Origin of the sequence: Sphaerisporangium album (assembly GCF_003323745.1) — a bacterium.
Lineage (GTDB): Bacteria > Actinomycetota > Actinomycetes > Streptosporangiales > Streptosporangiaceae > Sphaerisporangium > Sphaerisporangium album.
On the sequence record NZ_QOIL01000002.1, the window covers coordinates 482,527 to 502,718 of the forward strand.

The following is a 20,192-nucleotide window of genomic DNA, read 5'->3' on the forward strand; positions in this document are numbered from 1 at the left end:
CGGCCATTCCGCCGGAGGAAAAATAGCGCGTGCCTGAGCTACGTGCTCATATAGCGTGTTCCGCGTGATTTCCACACCCCGCCGCGCCCCCTCCCTCGGGGCGCACCCATGTTGAGCCGCCTGCTGCGCACCTACCTGAGGCCCTACTCGGCGGCGCTGGCCGCCGTCGTGCTGTTCCAGTTGGTGGGCACCATCGCGTCGTTGTACCTGCCGAGCCTCAACGCCGACATCATCGACAAGGGCGTCGCCGCCGGGGACACCGATTACATCCTGTCCGCAGGCGGGTGGATGCTGGCCGTGTCGCTGGTGCAGATCGCCTGCTCGGTGGCGGCCGTCTACTACGGCGCCAAGGTGGCGGCGGGCTTCGGACGGGACGTCCGCTCGTCGGTGTTCCACCGCGTGGTCGGGTTCTCCACCCGCGAGGTCTCGCACTTCGGGGCGCCGTCGCTGATCACCCGGACGACCAACGACGTGCAGCAGGTGCAGATGCTCGTCGTGATGACGTGCACCATGCTGGTGGCCGCGCCGATCATGGGGCTCGGCGGCATCATCATGGCACTGAAACAGGACATCGGCCTGTCGTGGCTGATGCTCGTGTGCGTCCCCGCGCTGCTGATCGCGATCGGGCTGATCGTCTCCCGCATGGTGCCCCTGTTCCGGGCGATGCAGACGCGCATCGACGCGGTCAACCAGGTGCTGCGCGAGCAGTTGACCGGTATCCGGGTCGTGCGGGCGTTCGTCCGGGAACGTGAGGAGACGCGGAGGTTCGCCCAGGCGAACGAGGACCTGACCGGGACGGCGCTGAGCGTGGGACGCCTGACCGCGCTCATCTTCCCCACCGTGATGCTGATCTTCAACGCCTCCAGCATCGCCGTCCTCTGGTTCGGCGCCGCCCGGGTGGACAACGGGGAGATGCAGATCGGCGGCCTGACCGCGTTCCTCATGTACCTGATGCAGATCCTGATGTCGATGATGATGGCCACCTTCATCTCGATCATGATCCCGCGCGCCGCCGTCTGCGCCGAGCGCATCGGCGAGGTGCTGGACACCGAGTCCTCCGTACGCCCGGCCGAGCGGCCCGTACGGCAGGTGGGGCTGCACGCCGAGCTGGAGATGCGCGACGTCGAGTTCCGCTACCCGGGCGCGGCGGCGCCGGTGCTGTCCGGCATCTCGTTCCGCGCGGCCGCGGGGCAGACCACCGCGATCATCGGCAGCACGGGCTCGGGCAAGACCACGCTCGTCTCGCTGGTGCCGCGGCTGTTCGACGCCACCGCCGGCACCGTCCTGGTCGACGGCGTCGACGTCCGCGAGCTGGAACCTCAGATGCTCTGGACGCGCATCGGCCTCGTGCCGCAGAAGCCGTACCTGTTCACCGGCACCGTGGCGAGCAACCTGCGGTACGGCAACCCGAACGCCACCGACGACGAACTGTGGGAGGCGCTGGAGGTCGCGCAGGCCCGCGACTTCGTCGAGGCGATGCCCGAGGGCCTGGAGGCGCCGATCGCGCAGGGCGGCACGAACGTGTCCGGCGGGCAGCGGCAGCGGCTCTCGATCGCGCGGGCCCTGGTCAGCAAGCCCGAGATCTACCTGTTCGACGACTCGTTCTCGGCCCTGGACCTGGCCACCGACGCCCGGCTGCGCGCGGCCCTGCGTCCGCACACGGCCGAGGCCGCCGTCGTCATCGTCGGCCAGCGGGTGTCCACCATCGCCGACGCCGACCAGATCATCGTCCTGGACGACGGCGTGATCGTCGGCATCGGGACCCACGAGCAACTACTGGAAACCTGCCCGACCTACGTCGAGATCGTGGAGTCCCAGGTGACCGCAGGGAGCGCAGTATGAGCCGGATCCGCACCGGCCGCGAAGAGGGGGCCAAATGAGCGACCGGACCGCGGCGCCCGCGCGTCCACGGCCGCCCGCGGGGGGCGGCCCGTTCGGACGGGGGCCCTTCGGGGGCGGGATGCCCGCGGAGAAGTCGATGAACTTCGGGCCCTCGGCCCGGCGGCTGCTCGGGCGGCTGCGCCCCGAACGCCCGAGGATCATCGCCGTCATCACCCTGGCCGTGATCAGCGTGGTCTTCTCCGTCATCGGACCGAAGATCCTCGGCCACGCGACGGACCTCATCTTCAGCGGCGTCGTCAGCAGGCAGTTGCCCGCCGGGACGACCAAAGAGCAGGCGGTCGAGGCCGCCCGCGCGTCCGGCAACGGCAACTTCGCCGACATGCTCGCCCGCATGGACCTCCTCCCCGGCCACGGCATCGACTTCGGCGCCCTCGGCGCGACGCTGGTGTGGGCGCTGGTCCTGTTCGTCGCGGCGTCGCTCTTCATGTGGCTGCAGGGCTACCTGCTCAACGACGTCACGCAGCGGACGGTGTACCGGCTACGGTCGGACGTCGAGGACAAGCTGAACCGGCTGCCCCTGAAGTTCTTCGACGGCCAGCCGCGCGGCGAGCTGCTCAGCCGGGTCACCAACGACATCGACAACGTGTCGCAGACCCTGCAGCAGACGCTCAGCCAGCTTCTCACCTCGCTGCTGACCGTGATCGGCGTGCTGGCGATGATGCTCTTCATCTCGCCGCTGCTCGCGCTGATCGCCCTGGTGACGATCCCGCTGTCGATGGTCGTCACCGCGCTCGTCGCCAAGCGCTCACAGAAGCTCTTCGTCGCGCAGTGGGCGCACACCGGCAGCCTCAACGCCCACATCGAGGAGGCGTTCACCGGCCACGAGCTGGTCAAGGTTTTCGGACGTGGGCCCGAGGTCGAGGAGGTGTTCAGGGAGCGCAACGAGCAGCTCTTCAAGGCCGGGTTCGGCGCCCAGTTCATCTCCGGGATCGTCATGCCGATGATGATGTTCATCGGCAACCTCAACTATGTCGCCATCGCCGTGGTCGGAGGGCTGCGGGTCGCCACCGGGACGATGAGCCTGGGCGACGTGCAGGCGTTCATCCAGTACTCCCGGCAGTTCACCCAGCCGCTGACCCAGGTCGCCTCGATGACCAACCTGCTGCAGTCCGGCGTGGCGTCGGCCGAGCGGGTCTTCGAGCTGCTGGACGCCGAGGAGCAGACCCCCGACCCCGCCGACCCGGCGCTGCCCGCGGCCCGGCGTGGGCGCGTCGAGTTCGAGGACGTCTCCTTCCGCTACGAGCCCGACCAGCCCCTCATCGAGCACCTGTCGCTGGTGGCGGACCCCGGGCACACGATCGCGATCGTCGGCCCGACCGGCGCGGGGAAGACGACCCTGGTCAACCTCATCATGCGCTTCTACGAGCTGGACTCCGGCCGCATCACGCTGGACGGCGTCGACATCACCGCGATGCGCCGCGAGGACCTGCGCGCGCACATCGGCATGGTGCTCCAGGACACGTGGCTGTTCGGCGGGACGATCCGCGACAACATCGCCTACGGCAACCCGGACGCCACCGACGAGCAGGTGTACGCGGCGGCGCGGGCGACGTACGTCGACCGGTTCGTCCGCACCCTGCCCGACGGCTACGACACCGTGATCGACGAGGAGGGCGGCAACGTCAGCGCCGGCGAGAAGCAGCTTCTCACCATCGCCCGCGCCTTCCTCGCCAACCCGTCCCTGCTGATCCTGGACGAGGCCACCAGCTCGGTCGACACGCGCACCGAGGTCCTGGTGCAGCACGCCATGGCAGCCCTACGCACCGACCGCACCAGCTTCGTCATCGCCCACCGGCTGTCGACCATCCGCGACGCCGACCTGATCCTGGTGATGGAGGCGGGACGCATCGTCGAGCACGGCACCCACGAGGAACTGCTGGACGCCCGCGGCGCCTACCACCGCCTGTACTCGGCGCAGTTCAGCGGCGCCCTGGTCCCGGCGGACGGCGAACCGCCCGCCTGAGGACGGCGGCCCCGGGCCACGGGACGGCGGCCCCCGGCCGAGCCGGTTACGCGGCTCAGCCGGGGGTCTGGGCGGTCTCCAGCCTGCGGATGATCGGGGTCAGCAGGGCGTTCAGCTCCCTGACCAGGGCGGTCACCGCGAGGTGGGCGGTCTCCGGCAGGGTTTCCGCCGGGCCCCCGGGGGCGGGGGGAAGGGCGTTCAGGGGGATCGGCGCATCGATGACCAGGGTCGGCCGCAGGTACGGGCTGCGTGAGAGGTCCTGGTCCGTCGGGTCAAGGAACTGGCCGAAGGTCTGCGGCCACTCGCGCCAGCCCCGGTCGCGCCACCACTCCCGCGAGGCGGTGAGCTCGGCGGGGGGAGGCGAGACGAGCAGGACATGCGCGGTGAGCGTGCCGTCCCACGGGTTGCGGTCGCAGGCCGCGGACAGCACCCGGCGGTGCCGCCGCACGTACGGCGGGGAGGGCGTGATGGCGAGCCTCCAGGCGGCGCAGGCGAACGTGACCGGCGCGATGTCGCCCCACGTCCCGTCGAACGCGGCGACGTTGCGCCGCACGTGCTCGGCGTAACGACTGCGGCCCTCGCCGGCGAGTTCGCGGTCGTGGCCGTGGTCGATCCAGAAGGCATCGTGCTCGCCCATATGTCTCCCTCTGTCGTCGGTCCCCGCCGCCCAGTCAACGCCCTCCAGCAGAACCAGACGCCCGATTTCTCCCAGAGCCGACGCGTGAGCGCCCGCCCGGGGACGCGTGAAGGCGCCGGGCATGCGTACAGGCCTGCGGGCGGCCAGGCCGACCGGTCCGGCCGTGCCGGCGGGCCTGAAGGGGACCGTCCACGCTCGCCGGCCCCGGAGGCGTTACCGGGGAGCCGAGCCCCGGGCCTCCGCTGCCGCGTCCAGTAGCTGGGCCACTGTACGGCGGGTGGCGGAGTCGTCGGCGGGCTTGGTTTCGCCGTGGAAGCGGCGGAGGAGTTCCAGGCGGGCCCCGCCGGCCTCGCCGGTGGCGACGCGCAGGAGCAGTGAGTTCTTGTCGCTCGCGGGCAGGGCCGCGATCCACTCGGCCAGCTTCTCGGGCTCGGCGGCGCGTTCGGGGACGCTGGCGGTGGCGGCCGTCGCGAGCAGGTCAGGGTCCAGGCGCAGGAACCCGGCGAGCGCCCGCTGGGACGGGCTCAGCGTGGCCAGACCGGCGGGGACGGGCGGTTCGGGCTCGTCCTCGAAGTCCTCGTCGAAGGCGTCCTCGTCGCGCTCCCACGTCCCGACCGCCGCCAGCCAGGCGAGGTAGAGCGGGCGCAGGTCGCCGGAGGCCAGGTCGGCGCGCACGTCGGCGATGAGCGCCAGCGGGCCGGCGTCGTCCTCGTCGTCGCCGTCCTCGCCCTCCTCGCTCAGCAGGTCGAGCACGAGGTGGTCGTCCGAGACCCACGCCTCGACCTGCTCGTCGAGCAGGTAGGGCTCGGCGGCGCCGAGGTCGAGGGCCTCCTTCGGCAGCCGCAGCATCACCTGGCGGGTGCCCGAATCGTCGGTGTAGAGGTGGGCGTCGTAGTAACGCTCCATCATCGCGGCCGGATCGCCGCCGAAGTCGCCGGACTTGTACTCGCCGGTGAAGCCGGTGGCGGTGACCTCCGCGCCGCCGGACAGGGCGCGGACCTCGGCCAGTTCGGCGAGGGTCAGCGGGCGGTCCAGCGCGAGGAATTCGTAGTACCGGTAGTCGCTCATCCGTCCACTCGTCCGGTGCCGATGGGTGCGGAGGTGCCCGTCACCCGTTTGATGGGAGAGGTCGCGTGCCGTGTGCGCGCGATCGCCGCCGCCCCTGCTCCGTTCGGGCGTCCGTTACAGCCTGGTTGGTGGCGATCAACGGCGATGAGCATAGTGGAGGCGGGCTCCCGATGCGCCGCGCCTCACCCGCGTCCGCCCTATGACGGCACCACGGCGCGCGGGCGGGTGTGCGGTCCGTCGTCGCGGCGCCGCGCGTTCCGGGCGGGTCGCGGTGGTTCGGGGTTCTGGCGCGAAGTTCCGGCCCCGAGTCCGGGCGGCGAAAAGGGTTGGCACGGGCACTTTGGACAAGGTTCTTAATTACGCCATATCCGGTTATCTCTCCTGGTGGGCGGCGAGCTCATCATTCCATCCCGTAGGCATCGCGAGGTGTTCCGGGATGGCACATGAGGATCGTCCGGCTGGCCAATTTCGTCGCCCCCCGCTCCGGCGGGCTGCGCACCGCCCTGCACGAGCTCGGCTCCGGCTACGGCGCCGCCGGGCATGAACCCGTCCTGGTGATCCCCGGCCCGCGCCCCGGCGTGCGGGAGACCCCGGCCGGGAAGATCATCACGGTTCCCGGCCCGGTCGTGCCCGGGACGGGAGGGTACCGGGTCATCACCGCGCGCCGGTCCCTGCGCCGCCTGCTGGACGAGCTGCGCCCCGACCGCCTGGAGGTGTCGGACCGCACGACGCTGCGCTGGACGGGCCGCTGGGCGCGCTCGCGCGGCGTGCGGTCGGTCATGGTGTCGCACGAGAGCCTGGACGGCCTGCTGCGCCTGTTCGTCCCCGGCCGCGCGCCCGCCCGCGCGCTGGCCGACCGGCTCAACCGCGCGACCGCCCGCGACTTCGACGTGGTCGTCTGCACGACCGCGTGGGCCGCCGCCGAGTTCGCGCGGCTCGGCGTGCCGAACCTGCGGCGGGTGCCGCTCGGGGTGGACCTCGCCCGCTTCGCCCCGGAACGCCGCGACCCCGCGCTGCGCGCCACGCTGGCCGGGCCGGACGAGCCGCTGCTCGTCCACTGCAGCCGCCTGTCCTCAGAGAAGCATCCCGACCGGCCCATCGCCGCCCTGGCCGAGCTGCGCCGCCGGGGCGTGCCCGCCCGGCTCGTCGTGGCCGGGGACGGGCCCCGCCGCCGGGCGCTGGAGGAGCGGGCCGCGGGGCTGCCCGTCCGCTTCCTCGGGCACGTCTCCGATCGCGACATGGTGGCGAGGCTCCTGGCCACGGCGGACGTCGCCGTCGCGCCCGGCCCCGTCGAGACGTTCGGCCTGGCCGCGCTCGAAGCCCTCGCCGGCGGCACGCCCGTCGTCGTGTCCCGCGCGAGCGCCCTGCCCGAGGTGATCGGCGAGGCCGGCGCCGCAGTCGGCGACGACCCCCGCGCGTACGCCGACGCGATCCAGGGGCTTCTCGCCCGCGACGAGCGGGACCGGCGACGGCAGGCCCGCGCGCAGGCGGAACGGTTCGGCTGGCCGGCGTCGGTCGGCGGCTTCCTCGGGGCGCACGGGCTGCCCGGACTGATAGGAGCGCGGTGATGACCGTACGACTCGTGGCGCTCGGTGACTCCGTCACCGTCGGCATGGGCGACCCGCTGCCCGGAGGCGGCTGGCGCGGATGGGCGGCCCTGCTCGCCGGCGCGCTCGGCCCCGAGGGCGAGGTCGAGTTCAGCAACCTGGCCGACTGCGGGGCGACGGCCGTCGACCTCGCCGCCGACCAGCTCCCGAGGGCCCTCGCGCTGCGGCCGACGCTGGCGTCCGTGCTGGCGGGCGTCAACGACACGCTGCGCGGCAGGTTCGACCTGGCCGCCATCGCCGCCGCCCTGGAGGAGGTCGTCGGCGGCCTGCGCGGCGCGGGCGCGACCGTGCTCACCGCGCGCCTGCCCGACCCGGGGCTGATGCTCGGCATCCCCGACTTCGTCCGCCGCCCGCTCACCCGCCGGGTCCACGGCATCAACGCGGTACTCGACCACCTCGCCGACAGGTACGAGACCGTGCACATCGACCTGGGCTCCAACCCGGCACTGTACGAGCGGCGGATGTGGGGGGTCGACCGGCTGCACCCGAGCGAGCGCGGCCACCGCCTGCTGGCGCGGCTGTTCGCCGCCGGGCTGGCCGAACACGGTTTCGCCGGTCACGCGCCGCCGAGCGCCGAGCCGGTCGGGCGCGAGCCGTCGGCGTGGGCGAGCGCGCGCTGGATGGCCGTCGAGGGGACGGGGTGGATCGCGCGGCGCTCGCGGGACTTCCTCCCGCAGTTCTGCGGCCTCGTCCTCAGCGAGGCGTGGCACGAGGTCCGCGGCAGGACCGGGACCCTCGACGAGGTGCTGCACGCCGAGCTCGACGTCATCCTGCGGCGCCTCGGCGCGCCCGGCCCCGGCGGGAGCGCCCCGGCCGCCGCCGGCGCGTGACGGAGGAGCCTCCGACCCCGCGTACCGCGTCGCCGAAGCGGCGAGAGCAGCGAGAGAAGTGAGACCCATGAGAGTCGCCATCGTCTCCGAGTCCTTCCTACCCCAGGTCAACGGCGTGACGAACTCGCTGGTCCGTCTGCTGCGCCACCTCGCGGACCACGGCCACGACGCGATGGTCGTGGCGCCGAACCCCGGCCCGAAGACCTACGCCGGGTTCCCGGTCCACTCGACGCCCGCGTTCCGGCTGCTGCCGTTCTACCGGTCGTTCCGGGTGGGGTTGCCGAGCCGCGGCATCCACCGGGCGATCGAGGAGTTCGAGCCCGACGTCGTCCATCTCGCCTCGCCGACGGTGGTCGGGGCGGCGGGGCTGACGGCGGCGCTGCGGCTCGGCGTGCCCGCGGTGGCGGTGTTCCAGACCGACCTCGCCGGCTTCGCGCGCCAGTACGGCCTGCGCGGCACCGACGCGCTGATCTGGGCCTGGCTCCGGCACATCCACGGACGGGCCGCGCTCACCCTCGCGCCCTCGACGGCGACGATGGCCGAGCTGCGCGACCACGGCGTCCCCCGGCTGGCGCTGTGGGGGAGGGGCGTCGACCTCGACCAGTTCGACCCGCGCCACCGCCGCGCCGAGCTGCGGCGGGAGTTCGCTCCGGACGGCGAGGTCGTCGTCGGCTACGTCGGGCGGCTGGCCGCCGACAAGCGGGTGCACCTGCTCGCCGAGCTGGCGGACATCCCCGGGACCCGGCTCGTGATCGTCGGCGACGGCCCCGCCGAGCCCCGGCTGCGCAAGTTGCTGCCGAACGCGGTGTTCTGCGGCCTGCGCACCGGAGAGGACCTTTCGCGGATCCTCGCGTCGTTCGACGTCTTCGTGCACACGGGCAGGAACGAGACCTACTGCCAGGCCGTCCAGGAGGCGCTGGCGGCCGGTGTGCCCGTCGTCGCGGCCGCCGCCGGAGGGCCGCTCGACCTCGTCACGCCGGACCGCAACGGCCTGCTCTTCCCGCCGGACGACCCCGCCGAGATGCGCCGCGCCGTCGCCCGCCTCGCCGGGGACGCGGACGCCCGCCGCCGCATGGGGGCCAACGCCCGCGAGTCCGTCCTCGGCCGCGGCTGGACGGCGCTGTGCCACCAGCTCTTCGGCTACTACCAGGCCGTGGTGGGCGAGTCGCCCGTCCGCGTGCCGCCGGTCACGGCTCCCGGGGCGGCGAAGCGGCCGGTCGTGGCCAGGAAGGACGCCGTCACGCTGGGCGGGCGTCCCCCGCGGGAGACGCCCGCGCCCGCCCGCCACGCGTAGGGACGCCCGCGTCACCGTGCCGGGGGTCACGGGATCGCGGCCCTGGCGGCGCGGCCGGCTCGTACGGGGGCGGGCCGGTTCGCGTGGCGGTCAGCGGAAGGCGTCCGCGTGGTCGCGTGCCCACTGGTGGTACGTGGTCGCCGGCGCGCCGGTGATCTCCTCCACCGTGGAGGTGACCGGCTCGGGGGACGCCGCCATCGCCGCGTGGCCGGTGAGGATGGCGTCCGCCATCTCGGGCGGCAGGCCCCCGGCGATCATGCCCTCGCGCACGGCCTCGGGCGTCAGCTCCACCCAGCGGACCGGACGGCCGATCGCCTCGCCGATGGCGGCCACCTGCTCGACCTGCGTGAGCGTCCGCGGGCCGGTCAGCACGTGCTTCGCGCCCGCGTGGCCGCCGTCCAGCATCGCGCGGACCCCCACGGCGGCGATGTCGCGCTCGTGGATCAGCGCGCGCCCCGCCTGCCCGTACGCCCAGTGGACCGTGCCCGTCTCACGGATCTGCTCGGCCCATTGAAGGGTGTTGGCGGCGAACCCGGTCGGGCGCAGGAACGTCCATTCGGCGCCGGAGTCCTCGATCAGGTGCTCCATGCGGGCGTGCGAGCCCATGATGAACCCCTGGCCCGTCTTCCGGTCGTCGGGCACCCCCCGGGCGGACAGGTACACGATGTGACGGACCTGCCCGGCGATCGCGGCGACGGTCTCGGGCGCGGCGTGGTCGCCGGAGAGTGTGGGCCAGACCAGCAGCACCGCCTCGACGCCGTCCAGGGCGGCTTTCAGCGACGCGGGGTCGGCCAGGTCGCCGCCGACGACCTCGGCGCCGTCCGGCAGGCGGGCCGCGCCGGGGTCGCGGGTGAGCGCGCGGACGCGGGCCCCCTCCTTCAGCAGGGCGGACACGGCGTGCCCGCCGACTTTTCCCGTGGCCCCCGTTACGAGGAACATCGTTTCTCCCTTGTCGATGCCGGTGCTGCTGCCATCGTGAAACATCAACATTGGTTGAGGTCAAGGCTCTTGGCGGGCGCGACGGCGTCCCGTATAGGCGCACGCGGCGGCACGCGGGACTTCCGAGGCGGTCGGCGGCTCGCCATGGCGGGCGGGGGCGGGGAGAATGATCCCGCGGGCGCAGGGGAGGATTGTGCACGATGCCCGAGTCCGGCGATGTCCGTCCGGGGATCCTTCGCGTGTGGAGCGAAGATCGGTGAAGATGGATGTAGACGGACCGGTGCCGCCGCGCGCCGCCAGCCGAGGACGAGGTGAACGTGGTCGCCGAAGACACCAAGACTCCCGCCAGGAGCGGCAAGCGCAAGAAGGGCTCGTTCTGGCGTGAGCTGCCCGTTCTCGTGGTCGTCGCCTTGTTGCTGGCGCTCGCCATCAAAACGTTCGTCGTGCAGGCCTTCTACATCCCCTCCGGGTCGATGGAGAACACGCTGCTGCTGAACGACCGCGTCCTGGTCAACAAGCTCGTCTACCACACGCGCGACGTCGAGCGCGGCGACGTGATCGTCTTCTCCGGCGTGGACTCCTGGAAGGGCGAGGTCGACGTCCCGCCGCCGTCCAACCCGGTCGCCGGGTTCTTCCGCTGGGTCGGCACGGCCTTCGGCGTGGTCCCCGGCGAGAAGGACTACATCAAGCGGGTCATCGGCGTCGGCGGCGACACGGTGAAGTGCTGCGACGACCAGGGACGGGTCACCGTCAACGGCGTGCCGCTCAAGGAGGACGCCTACCTGTATCCGGGCAACGCGCCGTCGGACAAGACGTTCGAGGTCAAGGTCGAGCCCGGCCGCCTGTGGGTGATGGGCGACCACCGGCAGATCTCCTACGACTCCCGCATGCACCAGGGCGACAAGGGGGACGGCGCGATCCCCGTGGACACCGTCGTCGGCCGCGCGTTCGTGATCGTGTGGCCGCTGTCGCGGGCGGGCACGCTGCCCATCCCCGACACCTTCGTCCAGCCCGCGCTCAAGGCGGCGGCCGCCCTCGGCGGGGCCACGCCGCTCGCGGCCGGGTTCGCCGGGGCGGTGCCGCTGTTGTGGTGGCGGCGGCGCCTGCTGACCAGGCCGTACCACGACCGCCGACGGGGCCTCGCGGCCCCGGTGTCCTTCGTCGACCGGTGAGAAAGCAGTACAGAAGCTGATTGATCGCGCGCCGGTCCCAACCTCTGAGGACGGGCCCCCTCGGCGGGACCCGTCGGCGTGGGCCCCTCGGCGGGCACCCGTCAGCCGGCGCCGCCCCAGCCGCGGCGGTACTCGTCCCAGTCCGCCTCGGTGGCCGTGAAGTCCACGTACAGCGCGACGCCGAAGGACCGCCGCGTGTCGCCGCCGAGCCCGAGGCGCACCCCGTGGATCGAGGCCCTCATGGTCTCGGCCGACGGGTGGTGCGTCCAGGTCGGGTCATGGTAGGCGGGCACGCCGATCAGCAGCGTGGTGCCCGTGGGCACGGCGGCCAGGGCCAGCGCGGTCTGGCGGCGCACGTACCCGCTGAACAGGGCCTGCGTCGGCTGCGCCGTGTCGTACGTCATCACCGCCACCTGGTCGAGACGGCGCGCGACCTCGCGCAGGTAGCCGGCCGTCCACAGCGCGGCGCGCCCGAGCACGAGCTCGCTCGCGGTGCTCAGGCCGGGCAGCGGTTCGAGCTGGTGCACCGACAGGGACAGCAGGCGGCCGGGTGGCAGGGCGGCGCGGGTGCGGTCCAGGACGTCCAGCAGCCCGAGGTCCCCGCTGTCCAGCGGCTCGAAGTTGTAGTGGACGCCGTCGAACCCGGCCGCCATCACCTGTCCGGCCGTCCGCACGATGTTGGCCCGCGTCTGAGCGTCGGACAGGTCGAGCATCCCGGGGTCCAGCCGCTGCCCGAGCCACGCGTGGACGCGCACCCCGGGCAGTGCGCGGCGCAACGCGCCGACCGCCCAGCCCGCGCGGGGGTACAGGGAGGTGGGCAGGGTGCCGTCGACCTCGATCGGGCCGGTGTGGACGTACAGGTCGCTGACGCCGGTGCCCCTGAGATGGGCGGCCAGGGCGGCGACCTGCGGGTCGCCGTTGCGCCCGTCCACCCACGCGTGCCCGAGCCACGCCGCGTCCCGGCCGCGCGTTACCGCGCCGGGCGACGGCGTGCCCAGGCTGAACAGGTACAGCGCGATCCCGCTGAGCGCGAGCACGAGCACCGGCAGGGAGAGCAGGACGACGACGACCTGCCACGCCCGGCGCCACGGCCTGCGGCCTGACGGCCTGCCGATGGGCTCCGGGGGAGCGAGGCCGTCCCGGGCGGTGGACTGGTCTTCACGGTGCGGCCGCATCGGCTTCGGGACCCCCGGGCTGACGGAAAATGCGAGGCGGATCCGGGAGTGACATCGGTACGCTCACCGCGCTTTCCCCTGGACCCTCTGAAAGTGGACTCTACGTGACGAAGATCGCCCTCACCGGTGTCACCGGAAACCTCGGCCGAATCGCCGTCGAGGACCTGCTGGGCCGGGCCGGCCCCGCCGGCGTCGTGGCGCTGGCCCGCACCCCCGAGAAGGCCGCGCCCCTGGCCGCGCGCGGCGTGGAGGTGCGCCACGCCGACTACGACCTCCCGGACACCCTCGACGGTGCGCTCGCCGGTGTGGAGGTCCTGCTCCTGGTGTCCGGCCCCGACCTCACGCCCGGGGTGCGCGTCGCGCAGCACCAGGCGGTCGTCGAGCGCGCGGTCCGGGCCGGGGTGCGGCGCATCGTCTACACCAGCGCCCTCGGCGCGGACGACGGCGAGGGCTTCGCGGCCGACCACGGCGTGACCGAGAAGGCGATCGCCGCCTCCGGCCTCAGCTACACCTTCCTGCGCAACGCGCTGTACTCGGAGGCGTTCGTCGGGGCGGCGCTGGCGCAGGCCAGGCAGATCGGGACGGTGACGTCCTCGACCGGCGGGCGTCCGCTCAACACGGCGCGGCTGCGCGATCTGGCCCTGGCCGCGTCGGCGGCCCTCACGGGGACCGGGCACGAGAACGCCGTCTACGAGCTGCGCGGTCCCCTGTGGACGTACCCCGAGCTGGCCGAGGCCCTCGCGGCGGCGCTCGGTGGCCCGGTCGGGTACCGCGAGGTCACGGACGCGGAGGCCGGGTGGCTCGGCGCGCTCGCCCCGATGGTCCGCGCGGGCGCCCTCGCCGAGACAGGCCCCGACCTGGAGCGCCTGCTCGGCCGCCCCGCGACCGATCTGCCCGGCACGATCGCCGCGCTCCTCGCCCGCTGATCCGGTGCCCGGGAGCGAGCAGGGAGGCGGGGCGGTAGCGCGCGTGGAGGCGGGCAGGTAGGGCGGCGTTCTCGCAGGTCGGACGGGTGTGCGCGTGGAGGTGCACGCCCGTTCTGCCTGTTGGGGTGTCTTGGAATGCGAGATGTGCCTTGACTTACCTATTACCTACCTGAAATATAGGCATTGTGCCGATTGTGAACTTGACCGTCCGGCGCGCGATCGACTTCATGCACGTGGACAGCAGCCTCTGTCAGTGAACGTGATCCGTCTCGCGCGGTCCTCGCGCTGGTAGACGACGCCTCTCCTCTTCTCCTCACCCCTCTCTGAAGGCCTCCGTCCCGGAGGTCTCCCACCCATGCCCTGCGGCCGGTCGCCGCCGGTCCCGCCTGTCCTCTCATCGTGTTAGGGGCTTGTCACCATGTGGAAAATCCGCGTGCCGCGTGCGCACCGCCGGTCCGGCCGTCCGTACGGACGCGTCGCCGCCGTCGCGCTCGCCGTCTCCGTCCTCGGCCTCGCGGCCGCGTGCGGCACCTCCTCCGCCGCGGGCGGCGGATCGTCCTCCGGAGGCGGCGGGGCGGTCCTGAAGCTGCAGGATCCCGGCAATGCCGGGCCCCTCGCCTACGCCAAGCGCGAGGGCATCTTGGAGAAACGGCTCAAGGCGGTCGGCGCGACGGTCGAGTGGGGCGGTTCGTACGCCTCCTTCACGGCGACCGTGGACGCGGTGCACTCCGGGTCGGTGAACGTCCTCGCCGGGGCCATCTCGCCCGCCGTCGGATACCTGGCGAACAGCCCCGACATCAAGATCTTCTCGGTCACCGACCCCATCACCGACCCCTCCGCGCCGCAGACGGACGGCCTCGTCGTGAAGCCCGACAGCCCGATCACGTCCGTGAAGGACCTGGCGGGCAAGCAGGTGGCGGTCAACAAGGGAGGCAAGGGCGAATATCTGCTCCTGCTCGCCCTGGAGGACGCCGGGGTGCCCGTCGACCAGGTCAAGCGGGTCTACCTGAACCCCGATCAGGGCGCCGCGGCCTTCGCCACCGGCAAGGTGGACGCGTGGTGGGCCATCGTCAAGGCCTACCCGGAGGCGGTGGCCAAGGGCGCGCGGGTGCTCGTCCACGGCCGCGACCTGGACGACAAGGACCTCACGATCCTCGCGGCGCGCGACGAGCTGCTGCGACGGCACCCCGAGGCGGTCCGCGTCTACCTGGAGGTGCTCCAGGAGCTGACCGAGGAGGCCAGGAAGACGCCCGAGAAGTTCGAGAACGTCTTCCTCACGCAGGGGCCCACCGCCGTCACCGGCGCGCGGCTCGACCTGGACATCGCCACGGCCCGGTACGCCAACATCCCGCGGTACGCCGCCAAGGAGGACGGCGCCAACATCCGCGCGGTGTCCGACCTGTTCCGCCGGTACGGGGTCGTGACCGCCGAGATCCGGCCGGACGACGTGCTGTTCGACCTGAAGGCGGCGGCCGGCTCGACCCCCGCCGCCTCGGGGTGACGCCGTGACCATCGAGAGACTCCACCAACCGGACGAGACGGCGACCGCCCTTCCCGGATCCCCGCCGGAGCCGACAGCGGTGTCCGTCTCCGGGTCCGCGCCGGAGTCCACGGCGGTGTCCGTCTCCGGGTCCGCGCCGGAGTCCCCGGCCGCCGCACGGGAGGAGGCTCGCGGGCTGGAGGCGCCGAGGTTCCTCGGGGCGCGCCGCCGTCCCGCCGCGCTCTCGGTCGCGGTACGGATCGCGGTGCCGCTGCTGCTGCTCGCCGCGTGGTGGTACGGGTCCGCGAGCGGGCGGATCCCCCCGGACGTGCTCGCCGCGCCGTCCGCGGTGGCCGGCGCGCTGCGCGAGCTGATCGCCACCGGCCAGCTCACCGGCTACCTGCTCGCCTCCGGGCACCGCGCCGGGCTGGGCGTGCTCGCGGGCGGCGGGCTCGGGCTGGTGCTCGGCGTGGCCGCGGGCATCTCGGCGGTCGGCGAGGAGCTGGTCGACCCGACGATGCAGATGCTGCGCGCCGTGCCGTTCCTCGCACTGGTTCCGCTGTTCATCTCGTGGTTCGGGGTCGGCGAGACCTTCAAGATCGTGCTGATCGCGGTGGCGGCGGCCATCCCCATGTACGCCTACACCTACCTCGGGGTCAGGAACGTCGACCGCAAGGTCGTCGAGGCGGCGCGCGGGTTCGGGCTGCGCGGACACCGGCTCGCCCTCGGGGTCGTCATCCCGAGCGCGTTGCCGAGCATCCTGATGGCCCTGCGGATCAGCCTCTCGGTCTCGCTGACCGGCCTGATCGCCGCCGAGCAGATCGGCGCGACCGAGGGCATCGGCTACCTGGTCACGTTGGCCCAGCAGTACTTCCGTCCCGACTACATGGTGCTGTGCATCCTCGTCTACGCCGCGCTCGGGCTCGTCTTCGACGGCGCGATCCGGCTGCTGGAGCGGGTCGCGATGCCGTGGCGCGGCCACGTGGTCGCCCGATGAGGCGGCGCGCCACCGGTGGCCGGGAAAACGTCCACGAGGAGTTCCGATGAGCGAACCGGTGTTCCCGGGCGAGGCCCCGGACGGCCTCGCGATCCGGGTCAGAGGGTTGCGCAAGTCGTTCGGCGCCAAGACGGTGCTGGACGGCGTCGACCTGGACATCCGGCGCGGCGAGTTCTTCGCGCTGCTCGGGCCGAGCGGCACCGGCAAGACCACCCTGCTGCGCATCCTGGCCGGCCTGGAGCTTCCCGACGCCGGGACGGTCCTCGCCGCCCGCAGGCGCACGACCGTGTACCAGGAGCCCCGGCTCATCCCGGCCCGGCGCGTCCTCGCCAACGTCACGCTCGGTCTGCCGTCTTCCGTGCGGGAGGCGGGCCGCCGGGCCCTGGCCGAGGTCGGGCTGGAGGGGTACGGGCGCGCGTGGCCGGCGACGCTGTCCGGCGGGGAGGCGCAGCGCGTCGCCCTGGCGCGGGCGCTGGTGCGCGACCCCGAGGTGCTGCTGCTCGACGAGCCGTTCGCCGCGCTCGACGCCCTGACCCGGCTCCAGATGCAGGAACTGGTCGCCGAGCTGTGTGCGCGGCACCGCCCGGCGGTCGTCCTGGTCACGCACGACGTGGACGAGGCCGTCCGGCTGGCCGACCGCGTGGTGGTGCTGCGCGAGGGCGCGCTGGCCGTCGACCAGGCCATCGACCTGCCCCACCCCCGCGACCGGGACACCCCCGGCTTCACCGCCCACCGCCGTCTGTTCCTCACCCACCTCGGCGTCACCGCCGCCGCCCACTGATCCGCGTGCCCGTGCTGGTCCGCGTGGCCCGTCCTGGTCCGCGTGGCCTGTCCGTCATGACCGAAGGAGTCGCATGACCTCCGTAGACAAGCTTTGGTACACCCGCTGCCCCGTCCCCACCGCCAGCGGCCTCGCGCACAACCAGGGGTGGCTCGCCGAGGAGTTCCGGGTCGCCGGCCTGGAGATCAGGATCCTCCAGGACGCCGGCCCCGAGCTGGCGGAGCACCATTTCGACCATCGCCTGCTCGGGCTGCTCCGCGAGGGCGGCAACGTTCCGGCGCTGGCCGCGCGCTCGGCGGGGGCTCCCACCCGGCTGATCGGCCTGACCTGGATCGAGGAATGGCAGTCCATCCTGGTCCGGGCCGATTCCGGCATCACGGACGCGGCGGGGCTGGCGGGCGCCCGGGTGGCGCTGCCCGGCTGGGCCGAGACCCGGGCCAAGAGCTTCCCGAGGGCGATGGCCCTGCACGGGTTCAAGGGCGCGCTGTCCCAGGCCGGGCTCACGCTGGACGACGTCACCTTCGCCGAGGTCGCCGCCCAGACCAGGCCGTCGGTGGGCCGGGACGCGGACGCCCGCGCGTTCTCCTGGCCCGGCATCGCCGAGCTCGCCCGGGGCGAGGTGGACGCGGTGTACGCCAAGGGGGCGCGGGCGGCCGAGCAGGCCGCCGAGATCGGCGCGGTCGTCGCCGTCGACCTGGACGCCCACCCCGACCCCCGTACGCGCGTCAACAACGGCACCCCGAGGCCGATCACCGTGCACGCGCGGCTCCTGGAGGAGCGGCCGGAGCTGGTCACCGGGTTCCTGGTACAGACGCTGCGTGCCGCCGACTGGGCCCGGGGCGACCTCGGCAGGGTGCGCGACATCCTGTCCGCCGAGACCCGCTCGGGCGCGGACGCCGTGGCCACCGCCTACCGGGGCGACTTCCACCACTTCCTGCACCCCGACCTGTCCGACGAGCGCGTGGACCTGCTGCGCGTCCAGAAGAACTTCCTGCTCGTGCACGGCTTCCTGGACGCCGACTTCGACCTGGACGCGTGGGTGGCGCCCGAGCCGCTCGCGGCGGCCAGGGAACGGCTGGAGGAGCTGGGCGCCCTCGCGGGCGACGCCGCCTCCGTGCCCGGGGCCGTCTCGGAAGCCGTGTCCGGGTCTGCCGGGCTTCGCGGCGAGATCGCCGGGGCGGTGGCGTGATGGCCGCGAGCCCCGAATTCCTCGTCACCGTCCCCACGCGGGGCGACGGGCGCGAGCCGGGCCGGCAGGACCGGGGCGACTGGCGGCCGGACGCGCGCCGCCCGCTCCCGTCCTTCGTCACCGACCCCCGCGCCGGCGCGTCCCGCCCCTCCGACCACCTCGCCCAGGTGGGCAGGGCCGCCGAGATCGCCACCGTCGGCGGCGCGCTGGTGCCGTTCGACCCCGAGGGCGAGGAGGCGCTGGTCGTGGCCGCGGGGCTGCTGCGGCAGAGCCGTCACCTGCGCGTCGTCGCCGGATTCCACCCCGGCGTGGCGACGCCCGTGTACGCGGCCAAGTTCTCCGCGTCTCTCCAGCGCTTCGCCGAGGGAAGGCTGGGCTGGCAGCTCGACGTGGATCTCGACCCCGCCGTCGCCCGCTCCCAGGGGGACTTCCTGACGGGCGCGGACCGGTACGCGCGGGCGGAGGAGTTCCTGACCGTCGCCAAGGGCGTCTGGCACGAGGAGGGCTACACCCACGAAGGCCGCTTCTACCAGGTGCTCGCGGGTGGCTTCCAGTCGCCGAACTCCGGTCTGCCGTTCCCGCGCGTCCACCTCGGCGGCACCGCCCCCGAGGCGCTCGCCCTGTCCGCCCGCCACGCCGACGTGCACCTCTTCACCGCGGGCGAGGACGTCGCGGCCGGCGTCGCCGCGTTGTCGGAGCGCGCGGCGGCCGAGGGACGCGAGGTCGCGTACGGCCTGCGGGTGCCCGTCCTGGCCCGCGAGGACGAGGACGAGGCGTGGGCCGGCGTCCGCGGGCTGTGGGCCCTCGCCGGCGCCCCCGGCGACCCGCCCGGCCCCGACCCCCGGACCGGGCTGTGGCCGGGCTTCGCCACGATCGGCGGGTCCACCCCACTGGGCCTCGTCGGGTCGTACGAGACCGTCGCCGCCGGGATCCGCGGCTACCTGGACCAGGGGGTCACGACGTTCGTGCTGGAGGCGCGGCCCGCCGTCGAGGAGACCTACCGGCTGGGCGAGCGGCTGCTGCCGTTGTTCGCGAAGGAGATCGAGCGTGTCCATTGACATCTACTGGCGGATCGGCACCCACGGCGACCAGCCGTCCCTGCGCCGCCGGGTGACCAGCAGGGGAGAGTGGGCGCCGGTCGTGCCGGGCAGCCTGGCCCCCGGGGTGCGGGACGGCCGCCGCGACGGGTACTCCTACGTCGAGCACATGGCCGACGTCGCCCGTGCCTCGGAGAGCTCCGGCTTCGTCGGCGGCCTGCTGCCGTCGTTCCCGTTCACCGACGACCCGTGGGCCACGGCCGCCGCCCTCGCCCGCGAGACCACGACCTACCGGTTCATGATCGCCTACCAGCCGGGCTTCCTGCACCCGGTGCAGGCGGCGCGGATGTCGGCGACGCTCCAGCGGGCCACCGGCGGGCGGGTCGTCTACAACATCATCTCCGGCGGCGGCGGCCCCGCCCAGCTCTGGTGGGGCGACCGTGTGGACCACGACGACCGGTACGCCCGCACCTCCGAGTTCCTGGACGTGCTCAAGGGCGTCTGGGGCGGCGGCCCGTTCGACTACGAGGGCCGGTTCTACCGCGTCGAGGGCGCCGGACTGCCCGAGCCGCTCGCCCGGCAGCCGTTCCCGGAGATCTACTTCTCCGGGTCGTCCAAGGCCGCGATCGAGGCGGCCGGGCGCCACGCCGACTACTACCTGTCGTGGCTGGAGCCGTTCCCCGACCTGGCCGCCAAGTTCGACCAGGTACGCGCGCACAGCACCGCCATCGGACGCGCTCCCAGGTTCGCGGTGCGCATCGACGTGCTCGCCCGCGACACCGAGGAGGCCGCCTGGGACGAGGTCCGGCGCGGCTGGGAGCACGTCGACCCGTCCGCGCTGACCGGCCCGGACGGCGACTCGGTCGGATGGCTGCGCAGCCAGTCGTTCGTCTCCTGGCCGGTGCGCCACCACCGCGAGCTGGAGGTCTCGCCCAACGTCTGGGGCGGCTTCCACCTGCTGCGCGGCGGGCCGGCGTTCGGGCTCGTCGGCAGCTACCAGCAGGTCGCCGAACGGCTCGACGAGCTGATCGGCATCGGTGTGGACGCCTTCATCCTCGCGGGCGTGCCGCACCTGGAGGAGGCGTACCGCGTCGGCGAAGAGGTGCTGCCGCTCCTCAAGGGTCGTGCCCATGGCCGCGCCTCCGGCACGGCTGGTCCGGGGCGCGAATCATCTGTCTCCATGTAGATCCGTAGA

Annotated in this window: 17 protein-coding genes; 13 read left to right on the plus strand and 4 right to left on the minus strand. The window is 73.3% G+C overall.

Features of this window, described 5'->3' with window-relative positions; genetic code table 11:
• The first annotated feature begins 108 nt into the window (after positions 1–108).
• Both DQ384_RS04555 and DQ384_RS04560 read left to right on the plus strand, forming a co-directional pair.
• The gene (locus tag DQ384_RS04555; RefSeq protein WP_114027385.1) at positions 109–1,842 is read left to right on the plus strand and encodes an ABC transporter ATP-binding protein; all 1,734 of its coding nucleotides are present in this window, start codon (positions 109–111) and stop codon (positions 1,840–1,842) included.
• Between the two features lie 136 nt (positions 1,843–1,978).
• Entirely contained in the window at positions 1,979–3,865 is a 1,887-nt protein-coding gene (locus tag DQ384_RS04560) for an ABC transporter ATP-binding protein (protein ID WP_281274006.1), read from the plus strand.
• A gap of 55 nt (positions 3,866–3,920) precedes the next feature.
• On the opposite strand, the gene DQ384_RS04565 is transcribed toward DQ384_RS04560, so the two are convergent.
• Both DQ384_RS04565 and DQ384_RS04570 read right to left on the minus strand, forming a co-directional pair.
• A complete protein-coding gene (locus DQ384_RS04565; RefSeq protein WP_114027387.1) occupies positions 3,921–4,502 on the minus strand; it encodes a hypothetical protein in 582 nt (193 codons plus the stop codon).
• A 213-nt stretch (positions 4,503–4,715) separates the two neighbouring features.
• Positions 4,716–5,570, minus strand: coding sequence for a hypothetical protein (locus DQ384_RS04570; RefSeq protein ID WP_114027388.1), 855 nt, complete (start codon positions 5,568–5,570; stop codon positions 4,716–4,718).
• 443 nt (positions 5,571–6,013) lie between these two features.
• Here DQ384_RS04570 and DQ384_RS04575 point away from each other — a divergent pair, with 443 nt between their 5' ends.
• From DQ384_RS04575 to DQ384_RS04585, 3 genes are all read left to right on the plus strand, one after another.
• Entirely contained in the window at positions 6,014–7,138 is a 1,125-nt protein-coding gene (locus DQ384_RS04575) for a glycosyltransferase (protein ID WP_114027389.1), read from the plus strand.
• Positions 7,138–8,007, plus strand: coding sequence for an SGNH/GDSL hydrolase family protein (locus tag DQ384_RS04580; RefSeq protein ID WP_114027390.1), 870 nt, complete (start codon positions 7,138–7,140; stop codon positions 8,005–8,007). The genes DQ384_RS04575 and DQ384_RS04580 overlap by 1 nt, the downstream gene beginning before the upstream one ends.
• A gap of 67 nt (positions 8,008–8,074) precedes the next feature.
• Positions 8,075–9,301: a glycosyltransferase family 4 protein gene (locus DQ384_RS04585; protein ID WP_114027391.1), complete on the plus strand. Its 1,227-nt coding sequence runs from the start codon at positions 8,075–8,077 to the stop codon at positions 9,299–9,301.
• A gap of 90 nt (positions 9,302–9,391) precedes the next feature.
• On the opposite strand, the gene DQ384_RS04590 is transcribed toward DQ384_RS04585, so the two are convergent.
• Positions 9,392–10,240, minus strand: a complete 849-nt coding sequence (locus DQ384_RS04590; RefSeq protein WP_114027516.1) for an NmrA family NAD(P)-binding protein — start codon at positions 10,238–10,240, stop codon at positions 9,392–9,394.
• A gap of 311 nt (positions 10,241–10,551) precedes the next feature.
• On the opposite strand from DQ384_RS04590, the gene lepB reads away from it, so the two are divergent.
• Entirely contained in the window at positions 10,552–11,412 is an 861-nt protein-coding gene (gene lepB / locus DQ384_RS04595) for a signal peptidase I (protein WP_114027392.1), read from the plus strand.
• 101 nt (positions 11,413–11,513) lie between these two features.
• Here lepB and DQ384_RS04600 read toward each other — a convergent pair whose 3' ends face one another.
• A complete protein-coding gene (locus DQ384_RS04600) occupies positions 11,514–12,587 on the minus strand; it encodes a glycoside hydrolase family 18 protein (RefSeq protein ID WP_114027393.1) in 1,074 nt (357 codons plus the stop codon).
• A gap of 104 nt (positions 12,588–12,691) precedes the next feature.
• On the opposite strand from DQ384_RS04600, the gene DQ384_RS04605 reads away from it, so the two are divergent.
• The 7 genes from DQ384_RS04605 (at position 12,692) to DQ384_RS04635 (ending at position 20,183) form a co-directional block, all read left to right on the plus strand.
• Positions 12,692–13,513 (plus strand): NAD(P)H-binding protein, encoded by an 822-nt coding sequence (locus tag DQ384_RS04605; protein ID WP_245966245.1) that lies wholly within the window; start codon positions 12,692–12,694, stop codon positions 13,511–13,513.
• A 433-nt stretch (positions 13,514–13,946) separates the two neighbouring features.
• Positions 13,947–15,014, plus strand: a complete 1,068-nt coding sequence (locus DQ384_RS04610; protein ID WP_245966246.1) for an ABC transporter substrate-binding protein — start codon at positions 13,947–13,949, stop codon at positions 15,012–15,014.
• Positions 15,015–15,018: 4 nt separating this feature from the next.
• On the plus strand, positions 15,019–15,990 hold the full coding sequence (locus DQ384_RS04615) for an ABC transporter permease (RefSeq protein ID WP_220182769.1): 972 nt from the start codon (positions 15,019–15,021) through the stop codon (positions 15,988–15,990).
• 46 nt (positions 15,991–16,036) lie between these two features.
• Entirely contained in the window at positions 16,037–16,771 is a 735-nt protein-coding gene (locus DQ384_RS04620; RefSeq protein WP_114027396.1) for an ABC transporter ATP-binding protein, read from the plus strand.
• Positions 16,772–16,844: 73 nt separating this feature from the next.
• On the plus strand, positions 16,845–17,960 hold the full coding sequence (locus DQ384_RS04625; protein WP_114027397.1) for an ABC transporter substrate-binding protein: 1,116 nt from the start codon (positions 16,845–16,847) through the stop codon (positions 17,958–17,960).
• On the plus strand, positions 17,960–19,018 hold the full coding sequence (locus tag DQ384_RS04630) for an LLM class flavin-dependent oxidoreductase (RefSeq protein ID WP_114027398.1): 1,059 nt from the start codon (positions 17,960–17,962) through the stop codon (positions 19,016–19,018). The genes DQ384_RS04625 and DQ384_RS04630 overlap by 1 nt, the downstream gene beginning before the upstream one ends.
• Positions 19,008–20,183: an LLM class flavin-dependent oxidoreductase gene (locus tag DQ384_RS04635; protein WP_114027399.1), complete on the plus strand. Its 1,176-nt coding sequence runs from the start codon at positions 19,008–19,010 to the stop codon at positions 20,181–20,183. Before DQ384_RS04630 ends, DQ384_RS04635 begins: the two co-directional genes overlap by 11 nt.
• The last annotated feature ends 9 nt before the right edge of the window (positions 20,184–20,192 follow it).

Bases quoted from the DNA above. Each gene is read 5' to 3' on its own strand.
- DQ384_RS04555 (WP_114027385.1), top strand. From the start codon at position 109: ATGTTGAGCCGCCTGCTGCGCACCTACCTGAGGCCCTACTCGGCGGCG.
- DQ384_RS04560 (WP_281274006.1), top strand. From the start codon at position 1,979: ATGAACTTCGGGCCCTCGGCCCGGCGGCTGCTCGGGCGGCTGCGCCCC.
- DQ384_RS04565 (WP_114027387.1), bottom strand. From the start codon at position 4,502: ATGGGCGAGCACGATGCCTTCTGGATCGACCACGGCCACGACCGCGAA.
- DQ384_RS04570 (WP_114027388.1), bottom strand. From the start codon at position 5,570: ATGAGCGACTACCGGTACTACGAATTCCTCGCGCTGGACCGCCCGCTG.
- DQ384_RS04575 (WP_114027389.1), top strand. From the start codon at position 6,014: ATGAGGATCGTCCGGCTGGCCAATTTCGTCGCCCCCCGCTCCGGCGGG.
- DQ384_RS04580 (WP_114027390.1), top strand. From the start codon at position 7,138: ATGACCGTACGACTCGTGGCGCTCGGTGACTCCGTCACCGTCGGCATG.
- DQ384_RS04585 (WP_114027391.1), top strand. From the start codon at position 8,075: ATGAGAGTCGCCATCGTCTCCGAGTCCTTCCTACCCCAGGTCAACGGC.
- DQ384_RS04590 (WP_114027516.1), bottom strand. From the start codon at position 10,240: ATGTTCCTCGTAACGGGGGCCACGGGAAAAGTCGGCGGGCACGCCGTG.
- DQ384_RS04600 (WP_114027393.1), bottom strand. From the start codon at position 12,587: ATGCGGCCGCACCGTGAAGACCAGTCCACCGCCCGGGACGGCCTCGCT.
- DQ384_RS04620 (WP_114027396.1), top strand. From the start codon at position 16,037: ATGAGCGAACCGGTGTTCCCGGGCGAGGCCCCGGACGGCCTCGCGATC.
- DQ384_RS04625 (WP_114027397.1), top strand. From the start codon at position 16,845: ATGACCTCCGTAGACAAGCTTTGGTACACCCGCTGCCCCGTCCCCACC.
- DQ384_RS04630 (WP_114027398.1), top strand. From the start codon at position 17,960: ATGGCCGCGAGCCCCGAATTCCTCGTCACCGTCCCCACGCGGGGCGAC.